The following is a 17,942-nucleotide window of genomic DNA, read 5'->3' as shown; positions in this document are numbered from 1 at the left end:
CCGCGCTCCTCGCCACCTCACTGATCGTCACCAGCCTGCTGCCACAGGGCCCCCACGGTGACCCCCCGCTGCCCGCCCGGCTCGCCGACACCGGCGGCGGCAGCCAGCTGATCACCGCCGTGGCTCCGGCCCCCGGCTCCACGACCGGGCGCCTGACCTGGTGGGACCGGCGGGCGGGGCGCTGGTACGCGGCGGGCAGCGCGCCCGCCCGGTTCGGCGCGAACGGGCTGACCGAGGGGGCGACCCGGACCCAGGGCACGAACACCACCCCGGCGGGGCTCTACGCGCTCCCCTACGCCTTCGGCATCGCGCACGCGCCGGCCGGTACGGCGTACCGCTACCGACGGGTGACCAGCGACTCCTGGTGGTGCCAGGACAATGCCTCGGCGAGCTACAACCGCTGGGTGGAGCCGCTGCCCGCGGACTGTGCGCCCGGCGAGGCGGAGCACCTGACCGCGTACGCGAAGCAGTACGCGCACGCCCTGGTCATCGACTTCAACTACGAGCATCCGGTACGGGGCCGGGGCGCGGGCATCTTCCTGCACGTGAACGGCAAGGGCGCGACGGCCGGCTGCGTATCGGTCCCCGAGGGCGCGATGCGCGCGGTGCTGCGCTGGGCGGACCCGCACAGGCAGCCGCACATCGTGATCGGCACGGAGTCCGGCGAGCTGGCCGTCACCCGGTACTGAGGCGGCGTCAGCCTGCCTTCCGGGTCAGCCCACCATCCGGGTCAGCCTTCCTTCTGGGCCAGCCTCAGCAGGTGGTCGGCGAGGGCCTGGCCGCCCGCCGGGTCGCGGCTGATCAGCATCAGGGTGTCGTCACCCGCGATCGTGCCGAGGATGGCCTGGAGTTCGGCCTGGTCGATCGCCGAGGCGAGGAACTGGGCCGCACCCGGCGGGGTGCGCAGGACCACGAGGTTCGCGGAGGCCTCCGCGGAGATCAGCAGTTCGCCGGAGAGGCGCCGCATGCGCTCCTCCTTCGCCGACTCGCCGAGCGGCGCCTGCGGGGTGCGGAAGCCGCCCTCGCTGGGGACCGCGTAGATCAGCTCGCCGCCGGTGTTGCGGATCTTCACCGCGCCGAGCTCGTCGAGGTCGCGGCTGAGCGTCGCCTGGGTGACGCTCAGCCCGTCGTCGGCGAGCAGCTTGGCCAGTTGGCTCTGGGAGCGGACCGGCTGCCGGTTGAGGATGTCCACGATCCGCCGGTGGCGCGCGGTGCGGGTCTGCGGAACGGACTGGCCGTTCGACTCGTGTTCCTGCGCCTGACTCATCGTCGTCCCATTCCCCGATTGATCATCCGTCCACGTCCGCGGCGGACTTCGCCGCGTCCAGCACGCCGGGCAGGGCCTGGAGGAACGCGTCCACCTCGGCCTCGGACAGCACGTACGGAGGCATGAGCCGTACGACGTCGGGGGCGGGCGCGTTGACCAGGAAGCCGGCGTCCTGAGCCGCGCGCTGCACCTGCGGTGCGAGCGGCTCGGTCAGCACGATACCCAGCAGAAGGCCCGCACCGCGGACGTGCGAGACGAGCGGGTGTGCGAATCCCTCGATTCCGCCCCGCAGACGCTCGCCGCGCTCCTTGACCTGGTCGAGGAGCCCGTCGGCGGCGATGGTGTCGATCACGGCGAGGCCGGCGGCGCACGCGATCGGGTTGCCGCCGAAGGTGGTGCCGTGCTGACCGGGCTGGAGCAGGTCGGCCACGGGTCCGAAGGCCGCGACGGCGCCGATCGGCAGGCCGCCGCCGAGGCCCTTCGCGAGGGTGACGACGTCGGGCTCGACGCCCTCGTGCGCCTGGTGCTCGAACCACTGGCCGCAGCGGCCGATGCCGGTCTGCACCTCGTCGAGGACCAGCAGGGTGCCGGTGGCCCGGGTGATCTCACGGGCGGCCGTCAGGTAGCCGGCCGGCGGGACGACCACGCCGTTCTCGCCCTGGATCGGCTCGATGATCACGAGCGCGGTCTCTTCGGTGACGGCGGCCCGCAGGGCCTCCACATCGCCGTACGGAACGTGGGTGACGTCTCCGGGCAGCGGCAGGAACGGAGCCTGCTTCTTGGGCTGGCCGGTGAGCGCCAGGGCGCCCATGGTGCGGCCGTGGAAGCCGCCGTCGGTGGCGACCATGTGGGTCCGCCCGGTCAGCCGGCCGATCTTGAAGGCGGCCTCGACGGCCTCGGCGCCGGAGTTGCAGAAGAAGACCTTGCCGGGGCGGCCGAAGAGCTGGAGCAGCCGCTCGCCGAGCGCGAGGACCGGCTCGGAGGCGTAGAGGTTGGAGACGTGGCCCAGGGTGGAGATCTGCTCGGTCACGGCGGTGACGATGGCCGGGTGCGCGTGGCCGAGGGCGTTGACCGCGATACCGCCGACGAAGTCGGTGTACTGCTTGCCGTCCGCGTCCCAGACCTGCGCGCCCTCGCCGCGTACGAGCGCCAGCGCGGGGGTGCCGTAGTTGTTGGTCAGCGCGCCCTGCCAGCGGGCGGCGAAGTGCTGGTTGCCGGTGGCCTGGTCGCCGGTCATGCGGGGTCCCCTCCCTGAGTGTTGAGTCCCTGGTCGTCGAGCACGACCATCGTGCCGATTCCCTCGTCCGTGAAGATCTCCAGCAGGATCGAGTGCTGGACCCGCCCGTCGATCACCCTGGCGGTGGTCACCCCGTTGCGGACGGCGTGCAGGCAGCCCTCCATCTTGGGGACCATGCCGCTGGACAGCTCGGGCAGCAGCTTCTCCAGCTGGCTCACGGTGAGCCGGCTGATGACCTCGTCGCTGTTGGGCCAGTCCGCGTAGAGGCCCTCCACGTCGGTGAGGACCATCAGCGTCTCGGCGCCGAGCGCGGCGGCGAGCGCCGCGGCGGCCGTATCGGCGTTCACGTTGTACACGTGGTGGTCGTCAGCGCTGCGCGCGATGGAGGAGATGACCGGGATCCGGCCGTCCGCCAGCAGCGCTTCGATCGCGCCGGTGTCGATGGCGGTGATCTCGCCGACCCGTCCGATGTCTACGCTCTCGCCGTCGATCTCGGGCAGGTGCTTGGTGGCGGTGATGGTGTGCGCGTCCTCGCCGGTCATGCCGACGGCCAGCGGCCCGTGCTGGTTGAGCAGCCCGACCAGCTCGCGCTGGACCTGCCCGGCCAGGACCATCCGTACGACGTCCATCGCCTCGGGCGTGGTGACGCGCAGACCCGCCTTGAACTCGCTGACCAGGCCCTGCTTGTCGAGCTGGGCGTTGATCTGCGGGCCGCCGCCGTGCACGACGACCGGCTTCAGGCCGGCCTGGCGCAGGAAGACGACGTCCTGGGCGAAGGCCGCCTTGAGGTCCTCGTCGATCATGGCGTTGCCGCCGAACTTGATGACGACGACCTTGCCGTTGTGCCGGGTCAGCCAGGGCAGGGCCTCGATGAGGATCTCGGCCTTGGGCAGCGCGGTGTGCCTGCGTGCGGTGCTCTTGCCTGCCGTGCTCATGAGGAGTACGCGCTGTTCTCGTGGACGTACTCGGCGGTCAGGTCGTTGGCCCAGATGACCGCGGACTCGGAACCGGTGGACAGGTCGGCGGTGATGCGCACCTCGCGGCCCTTCATGCTCACCAGGTCGCGGTCCTCGCCGACCGAGCCGTTCTTGCAGACCCAGACGTCGTTGATGGCGACGTTCAGCCGGTCCGGGTCGAAGGCGGCCTTCGTGGTCCCGATGGCGGACAGGACGCGGCCCCAGTTCGGGTCCTCGCCGTGGATGGCGCACTTGAGCAGGTTGTTGCGGGCGATGGACCGGCCGACCTCGACCGCGTCCTCCTCGGTGGCCGCGCCGATGACCTCGATGTGGATGTCCTTGCTGGCGCCCTCGGCGTCGCCGATCAGCTGGCGGGCCAGGTCGTCGCAGACCGTGCGTACGGCCTCCGCGAACGCCCCGTACGCCGGCACCCGGCCGGACGCCCCGGAGGCGAGCAGCAGCACCGTGTCGTTGGTGGACATGCAGCCGTCGGAGTCGACCCGGTCGAAGGTGGTGCGGGTCGCGGCGCGCAGCGCCTTGTCGAGGGTGGCGCTGTCCAGCTCCGCGTCGGTGGTGAGGACGACGAGCATGGTGGCCAGGCCCGGGGCGAGCATGCCCGCGCCCTTGGCCATGCCGCCGACGGTCCAGCCGTCCTGGGTGACGGTGGCCGTCTTGTGCACGGTGTCGGTGGTCTTGATGGCGATGGCGGCGGCCTCGCCGCCGTCGGCGGAGAGCGCGGCGGCCGCGGTCTCGATGCCGGGGAGGAGCTTGTCCATCGGGAGCAGGACGCCGATCAGGCCGGTGGACGCGACGGCGACCTCGCCGGCGTTGACCCCGTTCCCGAGACCCTGCTGGTTCAGGACGGCCGCGACCTTCTCGGCGGTGGCGTGGGTGTCCTGGAAGCCCTTGGGGCCGGTGCACGCGTTGGCGCCGCCGGAGTTGAGGACCACCGCGCTGACGGTCGCGCCGCGCAGGACCTGCTCGGACCAGTGGACGGGCGCGGCCTTGACCCGGTTGGAGGTGAAGACGCCCGCCGCGGCCAGGCGCGGCCCGGTGTTGACCACGAGGGCCAGGTCGGGATTGCCGTTCGCCTTGATCCCGGCGGCGATGCCCGCCGCCGTGAACCCCTGTGCTGCCGTGACGCTCACTGCATCTCCTCGTTCGCTTCTCCGCCCGAGCAGCGCGCCCCTGCGGCCATCGTCGTCATCTGCAGCCCGGTGGCTGCCCGTGCTCCCCCAGCTACCGCTGGGAGGTGCCCCCTGCTCACGGTGCGACTCCGATCGTGGAAAGACCCAGCGCCTCGGGGAGGCCGAGGGCGATGTTCATGCTCTGGACCGCGCCGCCGGCGGTGCCCTTGGTCAGGTTGTCGATGGCGCTGATCGCGATGATCCGCTGCGCGGCCTCGTCGTACGCGACCTGGATCTGAACGGCGTTGGAACCGTAGACGGACGCCGTCGCCGGCCACTGCCCCTCGGGCAGCAGGTGTACGAAGGGCTCGTCCGCGTAGGCCTTCTCGTACGCGGCGCGGACCGCGTCGGCCGTGGTGCCCGGCAGCGCCTTGGCGCTGCAGGTGGCCAGGATGCCGCGGGGCATCGGCGCCAGCGTGGGCGTGAAGGAGACGGAGACCCGCTGCCCGGCGACGGGGCTGAGGTTCTGCACCATCTCGGGGGTGTGGCGGTGGCCGCCGCCCACCCCGTACGGGCTCATGGAGCCCATGACCTCGGAGCCGAGCAGGTGCGGCTTGAGGGCCTTGCCGGCGCCGGAGGTGCCGGTGGCGGCGACGATCACGGCCTCGGGCTCGGCGAGCTGCGCGGCGTAGGCCGGGAACAGCGCGAGCGAGACGGCGGTCGGGTAGCAGCCGGGGACGGCGATGCGCTTGGAGCCGGCCAGCGCGGCCCGGGCGCCGGGCAGCTCGGGGAGGCCGTAGGGCCAGGTCCCGGCGTGCGGGGCGCCGTAGAACGTGTCCCAGTCGGCGGAGTCCTGGAGCCGGTGGTCGGCGCCCATGTCGACGACGAGGACCTCCTCGCCCAGCTGGGCGGCCACGGCGGCGGACTGGCCGTGCGGCAGCGCCAGGAAGACGACATCATGACCGGAGAGCACCTCGGGCGTGGTCGCCTCCAGAACGCGTCCGGCCAGCGGCACCAGGTGCGGCTGGAGCGCACCGAGCGGCTGCCCGGCGTTGGAGTTCGCGGTCAGCGCGCCGATCTCCACCTCGGGGTGTGCCAGCAGCAGGCGCAGCACTTCACCGCCCGCGTATCCGCTCGCACCGGCCACCGCTACACGTACCACCATCGGACCCTCCTCCTCGATGGCATGACTATACGTACGACCGCACGTTTATGCAAAGCAGTCATCTGGCCCCGCTCCCCCAGTGTCACTCCCTTGTCCGCCGGATGATCACGGGTTACGTTCCCCGGGCACATATCGGGGGATCACAGCAGGTGGGGGACATGACCGAAGACGTCGGGACGATCACGGCACGCGCGGCGATAGGGCAGGGCATCACGGCCGTGGTCCTGATCGGGGGCATGGGAATCGGCCTCTGGGCGGTGGGGCAGTCGATGGACGCGAGCGCCCGGCCGCAGCCCGTCACCTGCTCGCACGAGTACCCCGGGAAGAAGCCGGAGAAGACGCCTGCGCACGGGCCGGGGCAGGTTTCCGGGGTCCAGCTGTGCGAGGCGCTGCACCGTCCCGATCTCGCCGATCTGCTGGGCACCCCGGGGGAGGTCGTGAAGAACGCGAACGGCGGTGGCAGCACCTCCAAGCCCGCCGGCACCGGCGAGGAGATCCACACCCCGACGGCCGAGATCGAGTTCGAGACCTACACGGTGCATCTGAGGGCCTCCTACGGCCGGCTCTCGGTCGCCACCGTGGCCGAGCTCCTCGGGGGCGGTGCGCCGCCGCGGACGGTGCTGGGCCGCCCGGCCACCTTCTACTCGGACCGCACGATCAGCATCAGCTTCCGCCTGGACGGCAGCGATACGAGCAGCGTCCCCGGCGTTCCGACCCGAGCCCTCGTGGTGGCCATGGACCCGCAGGACGGCGGCGGCTCCTACGAGCTGAACCTGTGGCGCTCCGACGGCGCGGTGCCCGACGACGCGGTCGTCCTGCGCGTGGCCGAACGGGTGCTGCCGACGATCCCGGGGTTCGCCGCGGCCGGGTGAGGGCCGCCACGGTGCCGCCACAGGGCCGGCGGCTCCGGGTCAGCGGTTCCGGGCCGGCGGCTCCGGGTCAGCGGTTCCGGGGCTGGTTGAAGCGGAGCATGTTGCCGGCCGGATCACGGAAGGCGCAGTCGCGGACCCCGTACGGCTGGTCGGCGGGTTCCTGGAGCACCTCCGCGCCGCTGGCCCGGATGCGCTCGAAGGTGGCGTCCACGTCGTCCGTCGCGAAGATCACCCCGCGGAGCACGCCCTTGGCCAGCAGTTCCGCCATCGCCTGCCGGTCGGCCGGAGATGCCCCGGGGTCGGCGAGCGGCGGTTCGAGGACGATCTCCACGTCGGGCTGCTCGGGCGAGCCGACGGTCACCCAGCGCATCCCCTCGAAGGCGACGTCATTGCGCACTTCCATGCCGAGGGCGTCACGGTAGAAGGCCAGCGCCTTGTCGTGGTCGTCGACGGCGATGAAGCACTGCGCGAGCTTGATGGTCATGCCCCGACGCTACGACGCGGCCGCGGATCCCGCTCCCCCGCGGCCCGCGGGCCGGCGGACGGGCCGGGTGAGGACCTTGGCTACACACGCGGGGATGGCGGCGCCCGCCTCGTGCGGCCGGGCCCGGTAGGCGCTGGGGGTCTCGCCGACCAGCTCCGTGAAGCGCGAGCTGAACGATCCCAGCGAGGTGCATCCGACCGCGAAGCAGACCTCGGTCACGCTCAGGTCGCCCCGGCGCAGCAGCGCCTTCGCCCGCTCGACGCGGCGGGTCATCAGATAGCTGTACGGGCTCTCCCCGAAGGCCGCCCGGAAGCTGCGGGAGAAGTGCCCGGGCGACATGAGGGCGACGGACGCCAGCGCCGGCACGTCCAGCGGCTCGGCGTAGTCGCGGTCCATCAGGTCCCGGGCCCGCCGCAGCCGCACCAGGTCCTCGATCGTCACGCGCACCAGCATCTCACGCGCGGTGCGGGCCGACCGGGGTCCGGCAGCGGCGCGGGAGGGGCCCGGCAGGGGCCGCTACTTCTTGGCCTTGTCGGCCTTCTCGGCCTTTTCCGCCTGCATCTGCTTGATGCGGACGGTCTCCTTGCGGACGTCGGCCTGGATGGCGCGCTCCTTCGCGAGCCACTCCGGCATCTCCTGCTTCAGGGCCTCGATCTGCTCCGTGGTGAGCGCCTCGGTGACACCGCCGCGCGCCAGACCGGCGATGGAGACGCCGAGCTTCCCCGCGACCACCGGACGGGGGTGCGGGCCGTTGTTCCGGAGGTCCTGCAGCCACTGGGGCGGCTCGGCCTGGAGGGCGGCGAGCTCGGTGCGCGAGACGACACCCTCCTGGAACTCTGCGGGGGTGGCCTCGAGGTACACACCCAGCTTCTTCGCCGCAGTGGCGGGCTTCATGGTCTGGGTGGTCTGGTGCGACGTCATGGGGTCCAGGGTATCGAGCATGTGCGCCACCTCCGACCACGGCCGGTAATCTGGCCGGGTGACAGACTCCCGGACACCCCCGTCGTTCCAGCTCGCATACGTCCCCGGGGTGACTCCCACGAAGTGGGTCCGGATCTGGAAGGAGCGGCTGCCCGACGTTCCGCTCACCCTCGTGCAGGTCAGTCCCGCCGAGGCTCCCGCCCTGCTGCGCGGCGGCGGCGCCGACGCCGGTTTCGTCCGGCTGCCGATCGACCGTACGGACCTCAGCGCGATCCCCCTCTACACCGAGACCACGGTCGTCGTGATCCCCAAGGACCACCTCATGGCCGCGGCCGAGGAGCTGTCGATGGCGGAGCTGGCCGACGACATCGTGCTCCACCCGCTGGACGACACCCTCGAATGGGAGCAGCTGCCGGGCAAGGCCGCGCTCCAGCGCCCGGAGACCACGGCCGACGCGATCGAGCTGGTGGCCGCGGGCATCGGGGTCCTGATCGTGCCCCAGTCGCTCGCGCGGCTGCACCACCGCAAGGACCTCACGTACCGGACCCTGCTGGACGCCCCCGAATCGCGCGTCGCGCTGTCGTGGCCCGAGGCGGACGAGACTCCCGAGCTGGTCGAGGAGTTCATCGGGATCGTGCGCGGGCGAACGGTCAACAGCTCGCGCGGACGCGGCCGTACGCAGCCCGAGCCCGAGCAGAAGAAGGCCAAGCCGGCCCGCAAGCCCGCCCCCAAGTCGGGCGGCAAGCCGGCCGCCAGGAACCCGCGTTCCGGCGCTCCCAAGGGCGGCAAGGCCACGGCGAAGTCCACCGGCAAGCGCGGAAAGCCGCGGGGCCGCTAGGCCGCTCCTTTCGGCGGATATTCGCACTTCCTGGCGATGCCCTGAGGGCGTTGCTTCCTTGGCGCGCCCGTCCCTATAGTCACTTCGTATTCATATCGTCACAGTGAGTGAGCTGGGGGCAAGGGTGTTACGTATCGGCAAGGGACCGGCCGGCCGGGAACGGACCCGCGGGGAACGGACCCGCGGGGGACGGGCCGCGCTCGCCGCGCTGGCCGCCGGGGCGCTCCTCGCGCTGGGAACGGGGGCCGTGCCCGCGAGCGCCGCCGAGGGCTCGTGCGCCGGCGGCGTCACCGGGCGGCTGCCGCGGCCGCAGGACCAGCGGTTCTACGTGCAGTGCGGGGGCGGGATCGCCACCGTCGTGGCCTGCCCCACCGGGCAGGTCTACGCTCCCGGCACCCAGCTCTGCGAGGCGCCCGAGCTGGTCCGGCCCGCTGTGGCCACGGCCACCACGGCTGGTCCGGCGAAGCTGAACGGGCTGCTCTTCGGGGTCAAGAACCTCAGCACCACCGTGCGGATCGCGGACGCCCCGGCCGGGCTGGACGGCGTACCGGTCACCTTCACCACCGTCGGCGGCCGGACGCTGTGCACCGCCGTCACCGACCAGTTCGGAGCCGCCCGCTGCGATACCCCGGCCCGGCTGACGATCCCGCTGGACGAACTCTTGCGCGGCTACCGGGCCACCTACGCGGGCATCGGCGGGATCTACCTCTCCTCCTCCGCCACCGCCCCCATCGCGCTCCTCTAGCTCCCCTGGCTCCTCTAGCTCCGGGAAAGCGCGTGCCGGACCCAGACGTTCGGCTCCACGTAGACCGCGAAGCCCTGCTCCGGTTCGCAGTGGACCGGGGACAGGGCGCCCGGGACGCGGACGGGGCCGGCCGTGTCGAAGGGCAGGCCGGTCCACTCCCGCCACTGCGCGAGCGAGCCGGTGATCGTCATCGACAGCGGGGCCACCGAGTCGATGACACCGCCCGCCCGCACGTGGACCCGTAGCCACGGGTCGTGCGGGAGGCCGTCCTCGCGGGTGCGGTACGCGTATGCGTGGATCGAGGCGTCCGGCTCGGCCGGCTTCCCGCTGGGCCGCACCGGGGCCACCACCTCGGCGAAGCCGCGGGCGCGGGCGTTCTCGCGCATCGCGGTGAGCATCAGGGCCGAGAGCCCCTCGCCCTGCCGGCCGACCGCGACGCTGATCTCGATCGCGCTCACGGTGTCGGTCTCGCCCCCGCGCCGCCGGTCGGAGAAGGCCCACATCAGGATCTGGTCCCAGCCCTGCGCGGGCAGCGCCCCGGCGCGGCCCGGCGCGTGCTGCGCGAAGGGCAGGCTGAAGCCCCGGGCGACCACCGCGTCCCCGTCCGTGGCGATCAGGACGTACTCCGGGAACTCGGCCACCATCCGCGGATACAGCAGCCAGGCCAGCGCGTCGTGCTGCGCGAACTCGGGCCACGAGTCCTTCATGTCCCAGAGCCGGGAAGCCAGTTCGGGCCGCTCCGCGATCGTGGTGATCCGGATGCCCGAGCCGCTGGTGTCTGTGCTGTCGTCCATGCCCGCAGGCTAGGCACGCCCCACCGGCGCCTCAACCGAATTTGGCCGCCTCAGCCCCATGGGGCCGTCGCCTCCGGATCTTGGCCGGCCCGCAACCTCCGTACGGCCTCGGTCAGTTCGCCCGCGCCGGACACCCCGGCGAAGCTCAGCCGGACGAACGGGCCGGGCGGTTCCGCGCAGAAGTACGGCCGTCCCGGCGCGACCGCGACCCCGGCCCGCAGGGCGGCGGCGACGAAGGCCGCGTCGTCGCCGCCCCCGCCGGGACGCGCCCACAACTGGTAGCCGCCGCGCGGCGGATGGGGCACTTCCAGCTCCGGCAGCTCCCGCCGCAGCGCTCCGGTGAGGACGTCGCGGCGGTGGCGCAGTTCGGCGGCCACGGATTTGAGGTGGCGCGGCCAGGCGGGTGCGCCCACCAGTTCCAGGGCGGCCTCCTGGAGCGGCCGGGGCACGAAGAAGCTGTCCACGACCTGGATGGCGCGCAGCCGGTCGAAGACCGGGCCGCGGGCCGCCAGCGCGCCCACCCGCAGGCTGGGCGAGGTGACCTTGGTCAGGGACCGCACGTGGACGACCACCCCGTCGGGGTCCTGGGCGGCGAGCGGCGCCGGCAGCGGACCCGAGTCCTCGTGGCCCAGGTGCCGCGCGTAGTCGTCCTCCAGGACGAACGCCCCGGCGGCCCGCGCGATCCGCAGCACCTCCCCCCGCCGCTCGCCGGACAACACGGCCCCGGTCGGGTTCTGGAACAGCGGCTGGCATACGAACACCCGCGCCCCGGTCGCTTCGAAGGCGGCGGCCAGCAGCTCCGGCCGGACCCCGTCCGCGTCCACCGGGACCGGCACCGGGCGGCAGCCGGCGGCCCGCGCGAGGGCCAGCAGACCCGGGTAGGTCGGGGATTCGACGAGGATCGGCGCCCCGGGCGGGGCCAGCGCCCGCAGTGCGGTGGCGAGCGCGCTCTGGCCGCCGGCGGTCACCAGTACGCCCCCGGCCGCGACGCTCCCGCCGATCTCCCGCGCGAACCAGTCCCGCAGCTCCGGCAGGCCCTCCACGGGCGGCCTCCCCCACACCCCGGGCCGCCGGCCGGCCCGGGCGAGGGCCGCCGCCATGGCCCGCTCGGGCTGGAGCGCCGAGTGCAGATAGCCGCTGTGCAGGGGGATGACCCCGGCCGGCGGGGCGGCCAGGGTGACGAGCACCCCGGAGGCGTCCACGGAGCGCGGGACCACCTCGCCGGAGTCCTCGGCGCTCAGGGCGACGGCCTGCCAGGAGGTGTCGCCGGGCGCGGGCGCCTGGGTACGGGGCTGCGCGCGGTAGACGCCGGCTCCGGGGCGGGTGACCACCAGGCCTTCGGCGGCGAGCTGGGCGAGGGCCCGGGAGACCGTGACGGGGCTGACCCGGTACTGCTCGACCAGAGCCCTGCTCGACGGGAGCTTTCCACCCACCGAGTAGCGGTTCAGCTCGCCTCGAAGGGATTCCGCCAGTTCCACCACACTGCTACGCTCATACATGACAGCAAAGAATAGCGCTACTCTCCCCAACGCGATAGCAGTTGGAGGCACCGAAGCCCGCCGGCCCGCTCTCGGGGGCACCACGCTCGCCGCGGCCGGAGTCGTCACCTTCTCGCTGACCTTCCCGGGCACCGCCTGGGGCCTGGAGAGCTTCGGCCCGTGGTCCCTCTTCGGTCTGCGCTGTCTGCTCGCGGGCCTGACGGCCGGCGCCTTCCTGCTGGCCCTGCGCGTCCCGGTGCCCGCCCGCGCTCACTGGGCCGGGCTGGTGGTCGTCGCCGGCGGCGTGGTCGTCGGCTTCCCGCTGCTGACCACCCTCGCCCTGCAGACCTCCACCACCTCGCACGCCGCCGTGGTCGTCGGACTGCTCCCGCTCACCACGGCGGTCGTCTCCTCGCTGCGCACCGGAGCCCGGCCCTCGCGGAGGTTCTGGGCCGCCGCCGTCGCCGGCGCGGTCGTCGTCCTCGGCTTCACCGTCGCCCAGAGCGGCGGCGCCCTGTCGGCCGGCGACGCCTTCCTGTTCGCCGCGCTCCTGGTGTGCGCGGCGGGCTACACCGAGGGCGGGCGCCTGGCCCGGCTGCTGCCCGGCTGGCAGGTGATCGCCTGGGCACTGGTGCTGTGCCTGCCCATCGGCCTGATCGGCTCCGCGCTCGGGCTCGCGTACGAACCGGTCGAGCTGACCGGCCGCGGCGTGGCCGGGCTGGTCTGGGTGGCGGTCGGCTCCTCCTTCCTCGGCCTCTTCGTCTGGTACCGGGGCATGGCCGAGATCGGCGCGGCCCGCGCGAGTCAGCTCCAGCTCGCGCAGCCGCTGCTGACCCTGCTGTGGTCGGTGCTGCTGCTCGGCGAGCACCTGTCCCCGGCCGCGCCCGTGGCCGCCTGCGCGGTGCTCGTCTGCATCGCCGTGACGCAGCGGCCCGACGGGTCAAAAAGGGGCGGGACGACCTAAACTGCTAGCACCGGATCGGACCGCCACCGAGGAGGTCAGCATGCGCGCGACCGAGGGCGACCAGCTGGTTCAGCACGGCAGGATCGTGGGCCAGCACGACAAGGTCGGTGAGATCACCCAGGTCCTGGGAGAGAACGGCACCCCTCCCTACCGCGTCCGCTTCACGGACGGACACGAGGCCGTCATGTCCCCCGGACCCGACTGCGTCGTGAAGCACCCGGCCGACCACGACCACTGAGGAACGGCGGCCGCCCCTCCGGCGAGGGCCGGCTGCCGGACGTACGGCCGGTGAGGGCTGCCGAGGAACACCGGATCAGCGCGGCGGCACCGCCACCGGCGTCGGGTAGTGATCGGCGACCACCCGGGCCATCGCCCCGTTGGGGTCCGCGACCACCTGCTTCGCGGAGAAGTAGGCGTGGCCGCGGACCTCCGGGTATCCGGCGGCGAACCGCAGGTGCCGGGACAGCTCGCGCGGATCGCGCCAGGCGGCGGTGGAGCTCTCCGCGTCGCAGCGGTACAGCGCCTCCCCCACGTAGAGCTGGACGCGGGTGCCCGCGACGGTCCGCGCCCACCAGGGGACGATGGCGGCGTAGTCGGCGGCCGGGTGGCCGATCTGCCAGTACGCCTGCGGCACGATGTAGTCGATCCAGCCCTCGCGCACCCACTTGCGGGTGTCCGCGTACAGGTCGTCGTACGTGGCGACGCCCGCCTGCGTCGGCGAACCGAGCGGATCGCGGTCGGAGTTGCGCCAGATGGCGAAGGGGCTGACGCCGAAGCGCGTCGCGGGGCGCAGCGCCCGCAGCCGCTCGGACATCTCGCGGACCAGGGTGTCGGTGTTGTGGCGGCGCCAGTCGGCGCGGGTCGCGAAGGCCCGGCCGTACTGCTCGTAGGCGGCGTCGTCGTCGAAATCGCGGCCCTCGACGGGGTACGGGTAGAAGTAGTCGTCCCAGTGCACCCCGTCCAGGGGGTAGCGGGCGACGGCGTCGAGCATGGCGTCCTGTACGAAGCGGCGGACTTCCGGCAGCCCGGGGTTGTAGTACAGCTTGCCGCCGTAGGGCACGGTCCAGTCCCGGTTGCGCCGGGCCGGGTGCTCGGGGACGAGCAGGCTCCGGTCGGTGTGGTTGGCCACCCGGTACGGGTTGAACCAGGCGTGCAGTTCCAGCCCCCGGGCGTGCGCCTCGGCCACCGCCGTGCCGAGCGGGTCCCAGCCGGGGTCGACGCCCTGCTCCCCGCTGAGCCACTGCGACCAGGGCTCGCGCGCCGAGGGCCACATCGCGTCGGCGGTGGGCCGGACCTGGAGGATCACCGCGTTGAGGCGGCGGGCGACGGCGGTGTCGAGGAGGTCCAGCAGCTCGGTACGCTGCTCGCGCGCCGAAAGCCCGCTCCGCGAGGGCCAGTCGACGTTCTGCACGGAGGCCACCCACATCCCGCGGAACGCGGGCTCGCCCGCCGCGCCCGCCCGCCCCGCCCCGCCCGCCTCCGCCGGCCCGACCGCTCGCGCGGGGGCGGCCGCCACCGCGGCCAGCACCCCCGCCGCCGCGGCCAGCACTTCCCGCCTCCCGATGGGCCGCCTCCCGATGGCCCGCCTCCCGATGGGCGTCATGTGACGACTCCGTTCCGCTGCGTGACATTGGTTACGTCCGCCCAGCATGCCCGCCCCGGCCCGACACGCCGGGCAAGGACGGGGGTAACGTCGGGGGGCGTGGCGGGCGCCGGAACGCAGTTACCACTGCACGAGTACGGGGGACCCGCGATGGAGAGCAGCGAAAGGCACGAAGTGACGGACCTCCCAGACGACATCGCACGCGTCGGCGTAGTGGGCTGTGGCCAGATGGGCGCGGGCATCGCGGAGGTGTTCGCCCGGAGCGGGCTCGAGGTGATGGTCGCCGAAACCACCGGCGAGGCGCTCGAACTCGGTCGGACCCGGCTGCACACCTCTCTGACCAGGGCCGCCGAACGCGGCAAGATCAGCGAGGAGGAGCGGGACGCGACGCTGGCCCGCCTGTCGTTCACCACCGATCTCGGCGAGTTCGCCGACCGTGACCTCGTCATCGAGGCGGTCGTCGAGAACGAGCAGGTCAAGACGGAGATCTTCCAGGTCCTCGACCAGGTGGTCACCCGCCCGGACGCGATCCTCGCCTCCAACACCTCCTCGATTCCGCTGGTCAAGCTGGCCGTCGCGACCTCGCGTCCCGACCAGGTCATCGGCATCCACTTCTTCAACCCGGCCCCGGTGCAGCAGCTCGTCGAGCTGATCCCGGCGCTGACCACCAGCGACGAGACCATCAAGCGCGCCGAGGCGCTGGTCGGTCAGGCCCTGGGCAAGCACGCGATCCGCGCCCAGGACCGTTCCGGCTTCGTCGTCAACGCGCTCCTCATCCCGTACCTGCTGTCCGCGATCCGGATGTTCGAGTCGGGCATCGCGAGCCGTGAGGACATCGACAACGGCATGGAGCTGGGCTGCGCCCACCCGATGGGTCCGCTGAAGCTCGCGGACCTCATCGGCCTGGACACGGTGGCCTCGGTGGCCGACTCGATGTACGCGGAGTTCAAGGAGCCCCTGTACGCGGCTCCCCCGCTGCTCCAGCGCATGGTCGACGCCGGCCGCCTCGGCCGCAAGACCGGCTCGGGCTTCTACCCGTACGGCTGAGCCTGTACGGCTGCCCGCACGGCCCGCCACCCGCGGCTCAGCCGAGCCGCAGGTGGTGCAGCAGCAACAGCCCGGCCGCCATGTTGGCGGCCGGGACCTCGCCGCGCGCGATCATGTCGGGGACCAGCTTGAGCGGTACCCATTCACGGCGCGAGGACTCGAAGTCGTCCTCGGGGTGGCCCACGTACGTGGCCCCGTCCGCCCAGTAGAGGTGGTGGCGGGCGTCGGTCAGCCCGTTGGACGGCTCCACGGTCATCAGGTGGTGCAGGGGGCCGGGCCGCCAGCCCGACTCCTCCTCCATCTCGCGGGCGGCCGCCCGCTCCACCGGCTCCCCGTCCTCGACGACCCCGGCGGGCAGTTCCCAGCCCCAGCTGTCGGTGATGAAGCGGTGGCGCCACAGCAGCAGCACCTCGTTGGCCGCGTTGACGGCCGTGGCGACGGCGACCGGGCGCAGCCGGATGACGAAGTGGTCCAGGTGCCGGCCGTCGGGGAGCTCCACATCGGCGAGATTCACATCGAACCAGCGGTTCGTGTACACGGTTTGCTCACTCAGGTTCGTCCACTGCACGGTTCTGCCACCTTCCGATCGAGTAGGTGGCAACATGGCAGCAGTTCACCCCCGCCCGGGGGAACGCGCACAGGGCGGCGCAGAGAACGCCGCGGGGGATGTCACAGCGGAACGCGCAGCGCCCCGTCGATGAGCTCGGCCGTGTCCTCGGCCCCCGAACAACCGCTGGTCAGCAGTTGCTCCCGGACCGCGCGCAGCCGGTCGCGCAGGCGCAACGACTCCATCCCCTTGGCCCGCTCGGCCATTTCGGCCGCCGAGGCCACCGCCTGATCGGCCTCGCCCTGGCGCAGCTGGATCTCGCACAGCATCGCGAGCCGGTGCACCCGGCCCCGGTCGTGCGCGGGCGTGCCGACGGCGGCCGAAGCCTGCTCCCGGGCCCCCCGCAGATCACCCAGCCCGAGCAGCGCCTCCGCCACCTGTACGTTGACCAGCCCGGGCTGCACGTACCCCGTCTCGTCCGGCTCCGTGCCGGGCCGGATCCGCTCCGCCGCCGCCTCGGCCTTGCGGATGCAGGCCAACGCGGCGGCGGTGTCGCCGAGTTGGGCGTAGGCCTTGGCCTGCATGGCGTACAGGTCCGCGGCCAGGGCCGGGGTGGTGTGCCGGCCGGCCGCGCGCAGGGCGGCCTCGGCGAAGGCCACGGCCTGGCGGAACTCCCGTAGGTGCAGGCTCTGGTTGACGATCAGCGCGATCACATAGGCCCCGAGTCCCCGGTCCCCGCTCGCCTTGGCCAGCCTCAGCGCCTGGTGGAAGTACCGCTGGGCCAGCCCGTGCGCGTCCGAGTCGTAGGCGCAGATCCCCGCCACGGCCACCAGGGAACCCCCGGCCCGGTGCAGGCTGCGACCGAGCCCGTCGGAGTAACTGCCGCGCAGCATGGGGGCGGTCTCGGTACCGAGGAAGCGGACGACCCGGTCGCGGGTGGCCACGCCGCCGGCCCTGCGGTACATCAGCTCGTAGTGCGCGCGGGCGGCCTTCAGGATCTCCACGTGCTCGGGCCCGACGCGGTTCGGGCCCTGCCTCGACACGTCGGAGTCCTCCGGCGGGTTCTCCCACTCCCACACGGGCATCACCGCGGGGGTACCCGTCAGCGCCCCGGCGTCGAGGGGCTGGCGGCCGTTGCCGTCGGAGCGCCACAGGGCGGCGGCGCGGTCGACGAAGCCGCTGAGCGGGGACCCGTTGGGATCGGCGGCCTGCCAGGGCAGACCGAACCCCACATCATCGAGGGAGAGCGGCCGCCGCAGCCGGCCCCCGATGACCTCGCAGATCAGGTCCGGGACCTGTCCGCGCGGGCGCTGCCCCTTCAACCACCGCGCCACGGCGGTGTGTTCGTAGCGCAGGGCCAGTCCGCGGGATCGGCCCGCCTGGTTCACGTACGCGGCGAGTCCGGCATGGGACATGCCCGCCTCGGCGAGGAGGGCGTCGAGCAGTGCATTGGGCTGCATGGCCGCTCCAAGGGCTCGTCGAATCCAGGCTAGTGGGTGCGCGCTTCACACGGGGTGTACTGCGTCCAATTCACACAGGGTGTGAAGCCAGTACGCGCATAAATGCGATACGCACCCTCGCGCGGGGCTCCGTCCGAGCGCTTCACTTAGGGGCCTCGCCAAGAGGTGGCTCGGGTCGTCGGCTCCCCCTCGTACAGTGCGACGACCCGTCAACCGCGCCGCCCGTCCTGTTGTCTGCCCGACACTCCACGGCAGGCGGGCGGCGCGCTTCGGCTCCGCCGGGTCCTGGTTGGTCGCCGGGCCCCGGCCGAGCCGGACCGAACGCGCGCCGGGCCCACCCACCGGGCCCGGCCCGCGTGGTCCCCGATACCGGCCCGGACGTCCGCGCCCCAGCCGCACGGACGTCCGCGCCCCGCTCCCCCGGCCCCGCCCGCGGC

The 17,942-nt window shown here is 73.0% G+C and carries 20 protein-coding genes; 7 read left to right on the top strand and 13 right to left on the bottom strand.

What is annotated here, in order from left to right; all coding sequences use genetic code 11:
* Positions 1-20: 20 nt before the first annotated feature.
* Entirely contained in the window at positions 21-689 is a 669-nt protein-coding gene (locus tag OG730_RS32865) for a L,D-transpeptidase family protein (RefSeq protein WP_327309526.1), read from the top strand.
* A 41-nt stretch (positions 690-730) separates the two neighbouring features.
* Here OG730_RS32865 and OG730_RS32860 read toward each other — a convergent pair whose 3' ends face one another.
* From OG730_RS32860 to argC, 5 genes are all read right to left on the bottom strand, one after another.
* Positions 731-1,267, bottom strand: coding sequence for an arginine repressor (locus OG730_RS32860; protein WP_327307631.1), 537 nt, complete (start codon positions 1,265-1,267; stop codon positions 731-733).
* A gap of 22 nt (positions 1,268-1,289) precedes the next feature.
* Positions 1,290-2,504: an acetylornithine transaminase gene (locus tag OG730_RS32855; RefSeq protein ID WP_327307630.1), complete on the bottom strand. Its 1,215-nt coding sequence runs from the start codon at positions 2,502-2,504 to the stop codon at positions 1,290-1,292.
* Positions 2,501-3,439, bottom strand: coding sequence for an acetylglutamate kinase (gene argB / locus OG730_RS32850; RefSeq protein WP_327307629.1), 939 nt, complete (start codon positions 3,437-3,439; stop codon positions 2,501-2,503). Before argB ends, OG730_RS32855 begins: the two co-directional genes overlap by 4 nt.
* Positions 3,436-4,608: a bifunctional glutamate N-acetyltransferase/amino-acid acetyltransferase ArgJ gene (gene argJ / locus OG730_RS32845; RefSeq protein ID WP_327307628.1), complete on the bottom strand. Its 1,173-nt coding sequence runs from the start codon at positions 4,606-4,608 to the stop codon at positions 3,436-3,438. The genes argB and argJ overlap by 4 nt, the downstream gene beginning before the upstream one ends.
* A gap of 115 nt (positions 4,609-4,723) precedes the next feature.
* Positions 4,724-5,752, bottom strand: a complete 1,029-nt coding sequence (gene argC / locus OG730_RS32840) for an N-acetyl-gamma-glutamyl-phosphate reductase (protein ID WP_327307627.1) — start codon at positions 5,750-5,752, stop codon at positions 4,724-4,726.
* A gap of 158 nt (positions 5,753-5,910) precedes the next feature.
* On the opposite strand from argC, the gene OG730_RS32835 reads away from it, so the two are divergent.
* A complete protein-coding gene (locus OG730_RS32835; protein WP_327307625.1) occupies positions 5,911-6,624 on the top strand; it encodes a DUF6215 domain-containing protein in 714 nt (237 codons plus the stop codon).
* A 67-nt stretch (positions 6,625-6,691) separates the two neighbouring features.
* On the opposite strand, the gene OG730_RS32830 is transcribed toward OG730_RS32835, so the two are convergent.
* From OG730_RS32830 to OG730_RS32820, 3 genes are all read right to left on the bottom strand, one after another.
* Positions 6,692-7,108: a VOC family protein gene (locus OG730_RS32830; protein WP_327307624.1), complete on the bottom strand. Its 417-nt coding sequence runs from the start codon at positions 7,106-7,108 to the stop codon at positions 6,692-6,694.
* 9 nt (positions 7,109-7,117) lie between these two features.
* Complete coding sequence (locus OG730_RS32825) at positions 7,118-7,549, bottom strand: helix-turn-helix domain-containing protein (RefSeq protein ID WP_327307623.1); 432 nt, start codon at positions 7,547-7,549, stop codon at positions 7,118-7,120.
* A gap of 75 nt (positions 7,550-7,624) precedes the next feature.
* Positions 7,625-8,050: a DUF5997 family protein gene (locus OG730_RS32820; RefSeq protein ID WP_327307622.1), complete on the bottom strand. Its 426-nt coding sequence runs from the start codon at positions 8,048-8,050 to the stop codon at positions 7,625-7,627.
* A gap of 37 nt (positions 8,051-8,087) precedes the next feature.
* Here OG730_RS32820 and OG730_RS32815 point away from each other — a divergent pair, with 37 nt between their 5' ends.
* Together OG730_RS32815 and OG730_RS32810 are read left to right on the top strand one after the other, a co-directional pair.
* Complete coding sequence (locus OG730_RS32815; RefSeq protein WP_327307621.1) at positions 8,088-8,867, top strand: LysR family substrate-binding domain-containing protein; 780 nt, start codon at positions 8,088-8,090, stop codon at positions 8,865-8,867.
* Between the two features lie 103 nt (positions 8,868-8,970).
* Complete coding sequence (locus OG730_RS32810; protein ID WP_327307620.1) at positions 8,971-9,612, top strand: chitin binding peritrophin-A domain-containing protein; 642 nt, start codon at positions 8,971-8,973, stop codon at positions 9,610-9,612.
* Positions 9,613-9,626: 14 nt separating this feature from the next.
* Here OG730_RS32810 and OG730_RS32805 read toward each other — a convergent pair whose 3' ends face one another.
* Both OG730_RS32805 and OG730_RS32800 read right to left on the bottom strand, forming a co-directional pair.
* Positions 9,627-10,406, bottom strand: a complete 780-nt coding sequence (locus OG730_RS32805) for an N-acetyltransferase (RefSeq protein WP_327307619.1) — start codon at positions 10,404-10,406, stop codon at positions 9,627-9,629.
* A 50-nt stretch (positions 10,407-10,456) separates the two neighbouring features.
* On the bottom strand, positions 10,457-11,905 hold the full coding sequence (locus tag OG730_RS32800; RefSeq protein WP_327307618.1) for an aminotransferase-like domain-containing protein: 1,449 nt from the start codon (positions 11,903-11,905) through the stop codon (positions 10,457-10,459).
* Here OG730_RS32800 and OG730_RS32795 point away from each other — a divergent pair.
* Together OG730_RS32795 and OG730_RS32790 are read left to right on the top strand one after the other, a co-directional pair.
* Positions 11,904-12,848 carry a DMT family transporter gene (locus OG730_RS32795; RefSeq protein ID WP_327307616.1) on the top strand — a complete coding sequence of 315 codons (945 nt, stop codon included), beginning with the start codon at positions 11,904-11,906 and terminating at the stop codon, positions 12,846-12,848. The genes OG730_RS32800 and OG730_RS32795 overlap by 2 nt on opposite strands.
* Before the next feature lie 40 nt (positions 12,849-12,888).
* Complete coding sequence (locus tag OG730_RS32790; protein ID WP_250744647.1) at positions 12,889-13,086, top strand: DUF1918 domain-containing protein; 198 nt, start codon at positions 12,889-12,891, stop codon at positions 13,084-13,086.
* Positions 13,087-13,161: 75 nt separating this feature from the next.
* Here OG730_RS32790 and OG730_RS32785 read toward each other — a convergent pair whose 3' ends face one another.
* A complete protein-coding gene (locus tag OG730_RS32785) occupies positions 13,162-14,451 on the bottom strand; it encodes a glycoside hydrolase family 10-like protein (RefSeq protein ID WP_327307615.1) in 1,290 nt (429 codons plus the stop codon).
* A 150-nt stretch (positions 14,452-14,601) separates the two neighbouring features.
* Between OG730_RS32785 and OG730_RS32780 the strand changes: the two genes are divergently transcribed.
* Entirely contained in the window at positions 14,602-15,498 is an 897-nt protein-coding gene (locus tag OG730_RS32780) for a 3-hydroxybutyryl-CoA dehydrogenase (RefSeq protein WP_327307614.1), read from the top strand.
* A 37-nt stretch (positions 15,499-15,535) separates the two neighbouring features.
* On the opposite strand, the gene OG730_RS32775 is transcribed toward OG730_RS32780, so the two are convergent.
* Together OG730_RS32775 and OG730_RS32770 are read right to left on the bottom strand one after the other, a co-directional pair.
* On the bottom strand, positions 15,536-16,066 hold the full coding sequence (locus tag OG730_RS32775) for an NUDIX hydrolase (protein ID WP_327307613.1): 531 nt from the start codon (positions 16,064-16,066) through the stop codon (positions 15,536-15,538).
* A gap of 101 nt (positions 16,067-16,167) precedes the next feature.
* Entirely contained in the window at positions 16,168-17,505 is a 1,338-nt protein-coding gene (locus tag OG730_RS32770) for an NsdA family TPR-like regulatory protein (RefSeq protein WP_327307611.1), read from the bottom strand.
* Between the last annotated feature and the right edge of the window lie 437 nt (positions 17,506-17,942).

Origin of the sequence: Streptomyces sp. NBC_01298 (genome assembly GCF_035978755.1) — a bacterium.
GTDB lineage: Bacteria > Actinomycetota > Actinomycetes > Streptomycetales > Streptomycetaceae > Streptomyces.
Note: the sequence above shows the minus strand (reverse complement) of the source record. Positions and strands in the feature narration are given on the sequence as shown.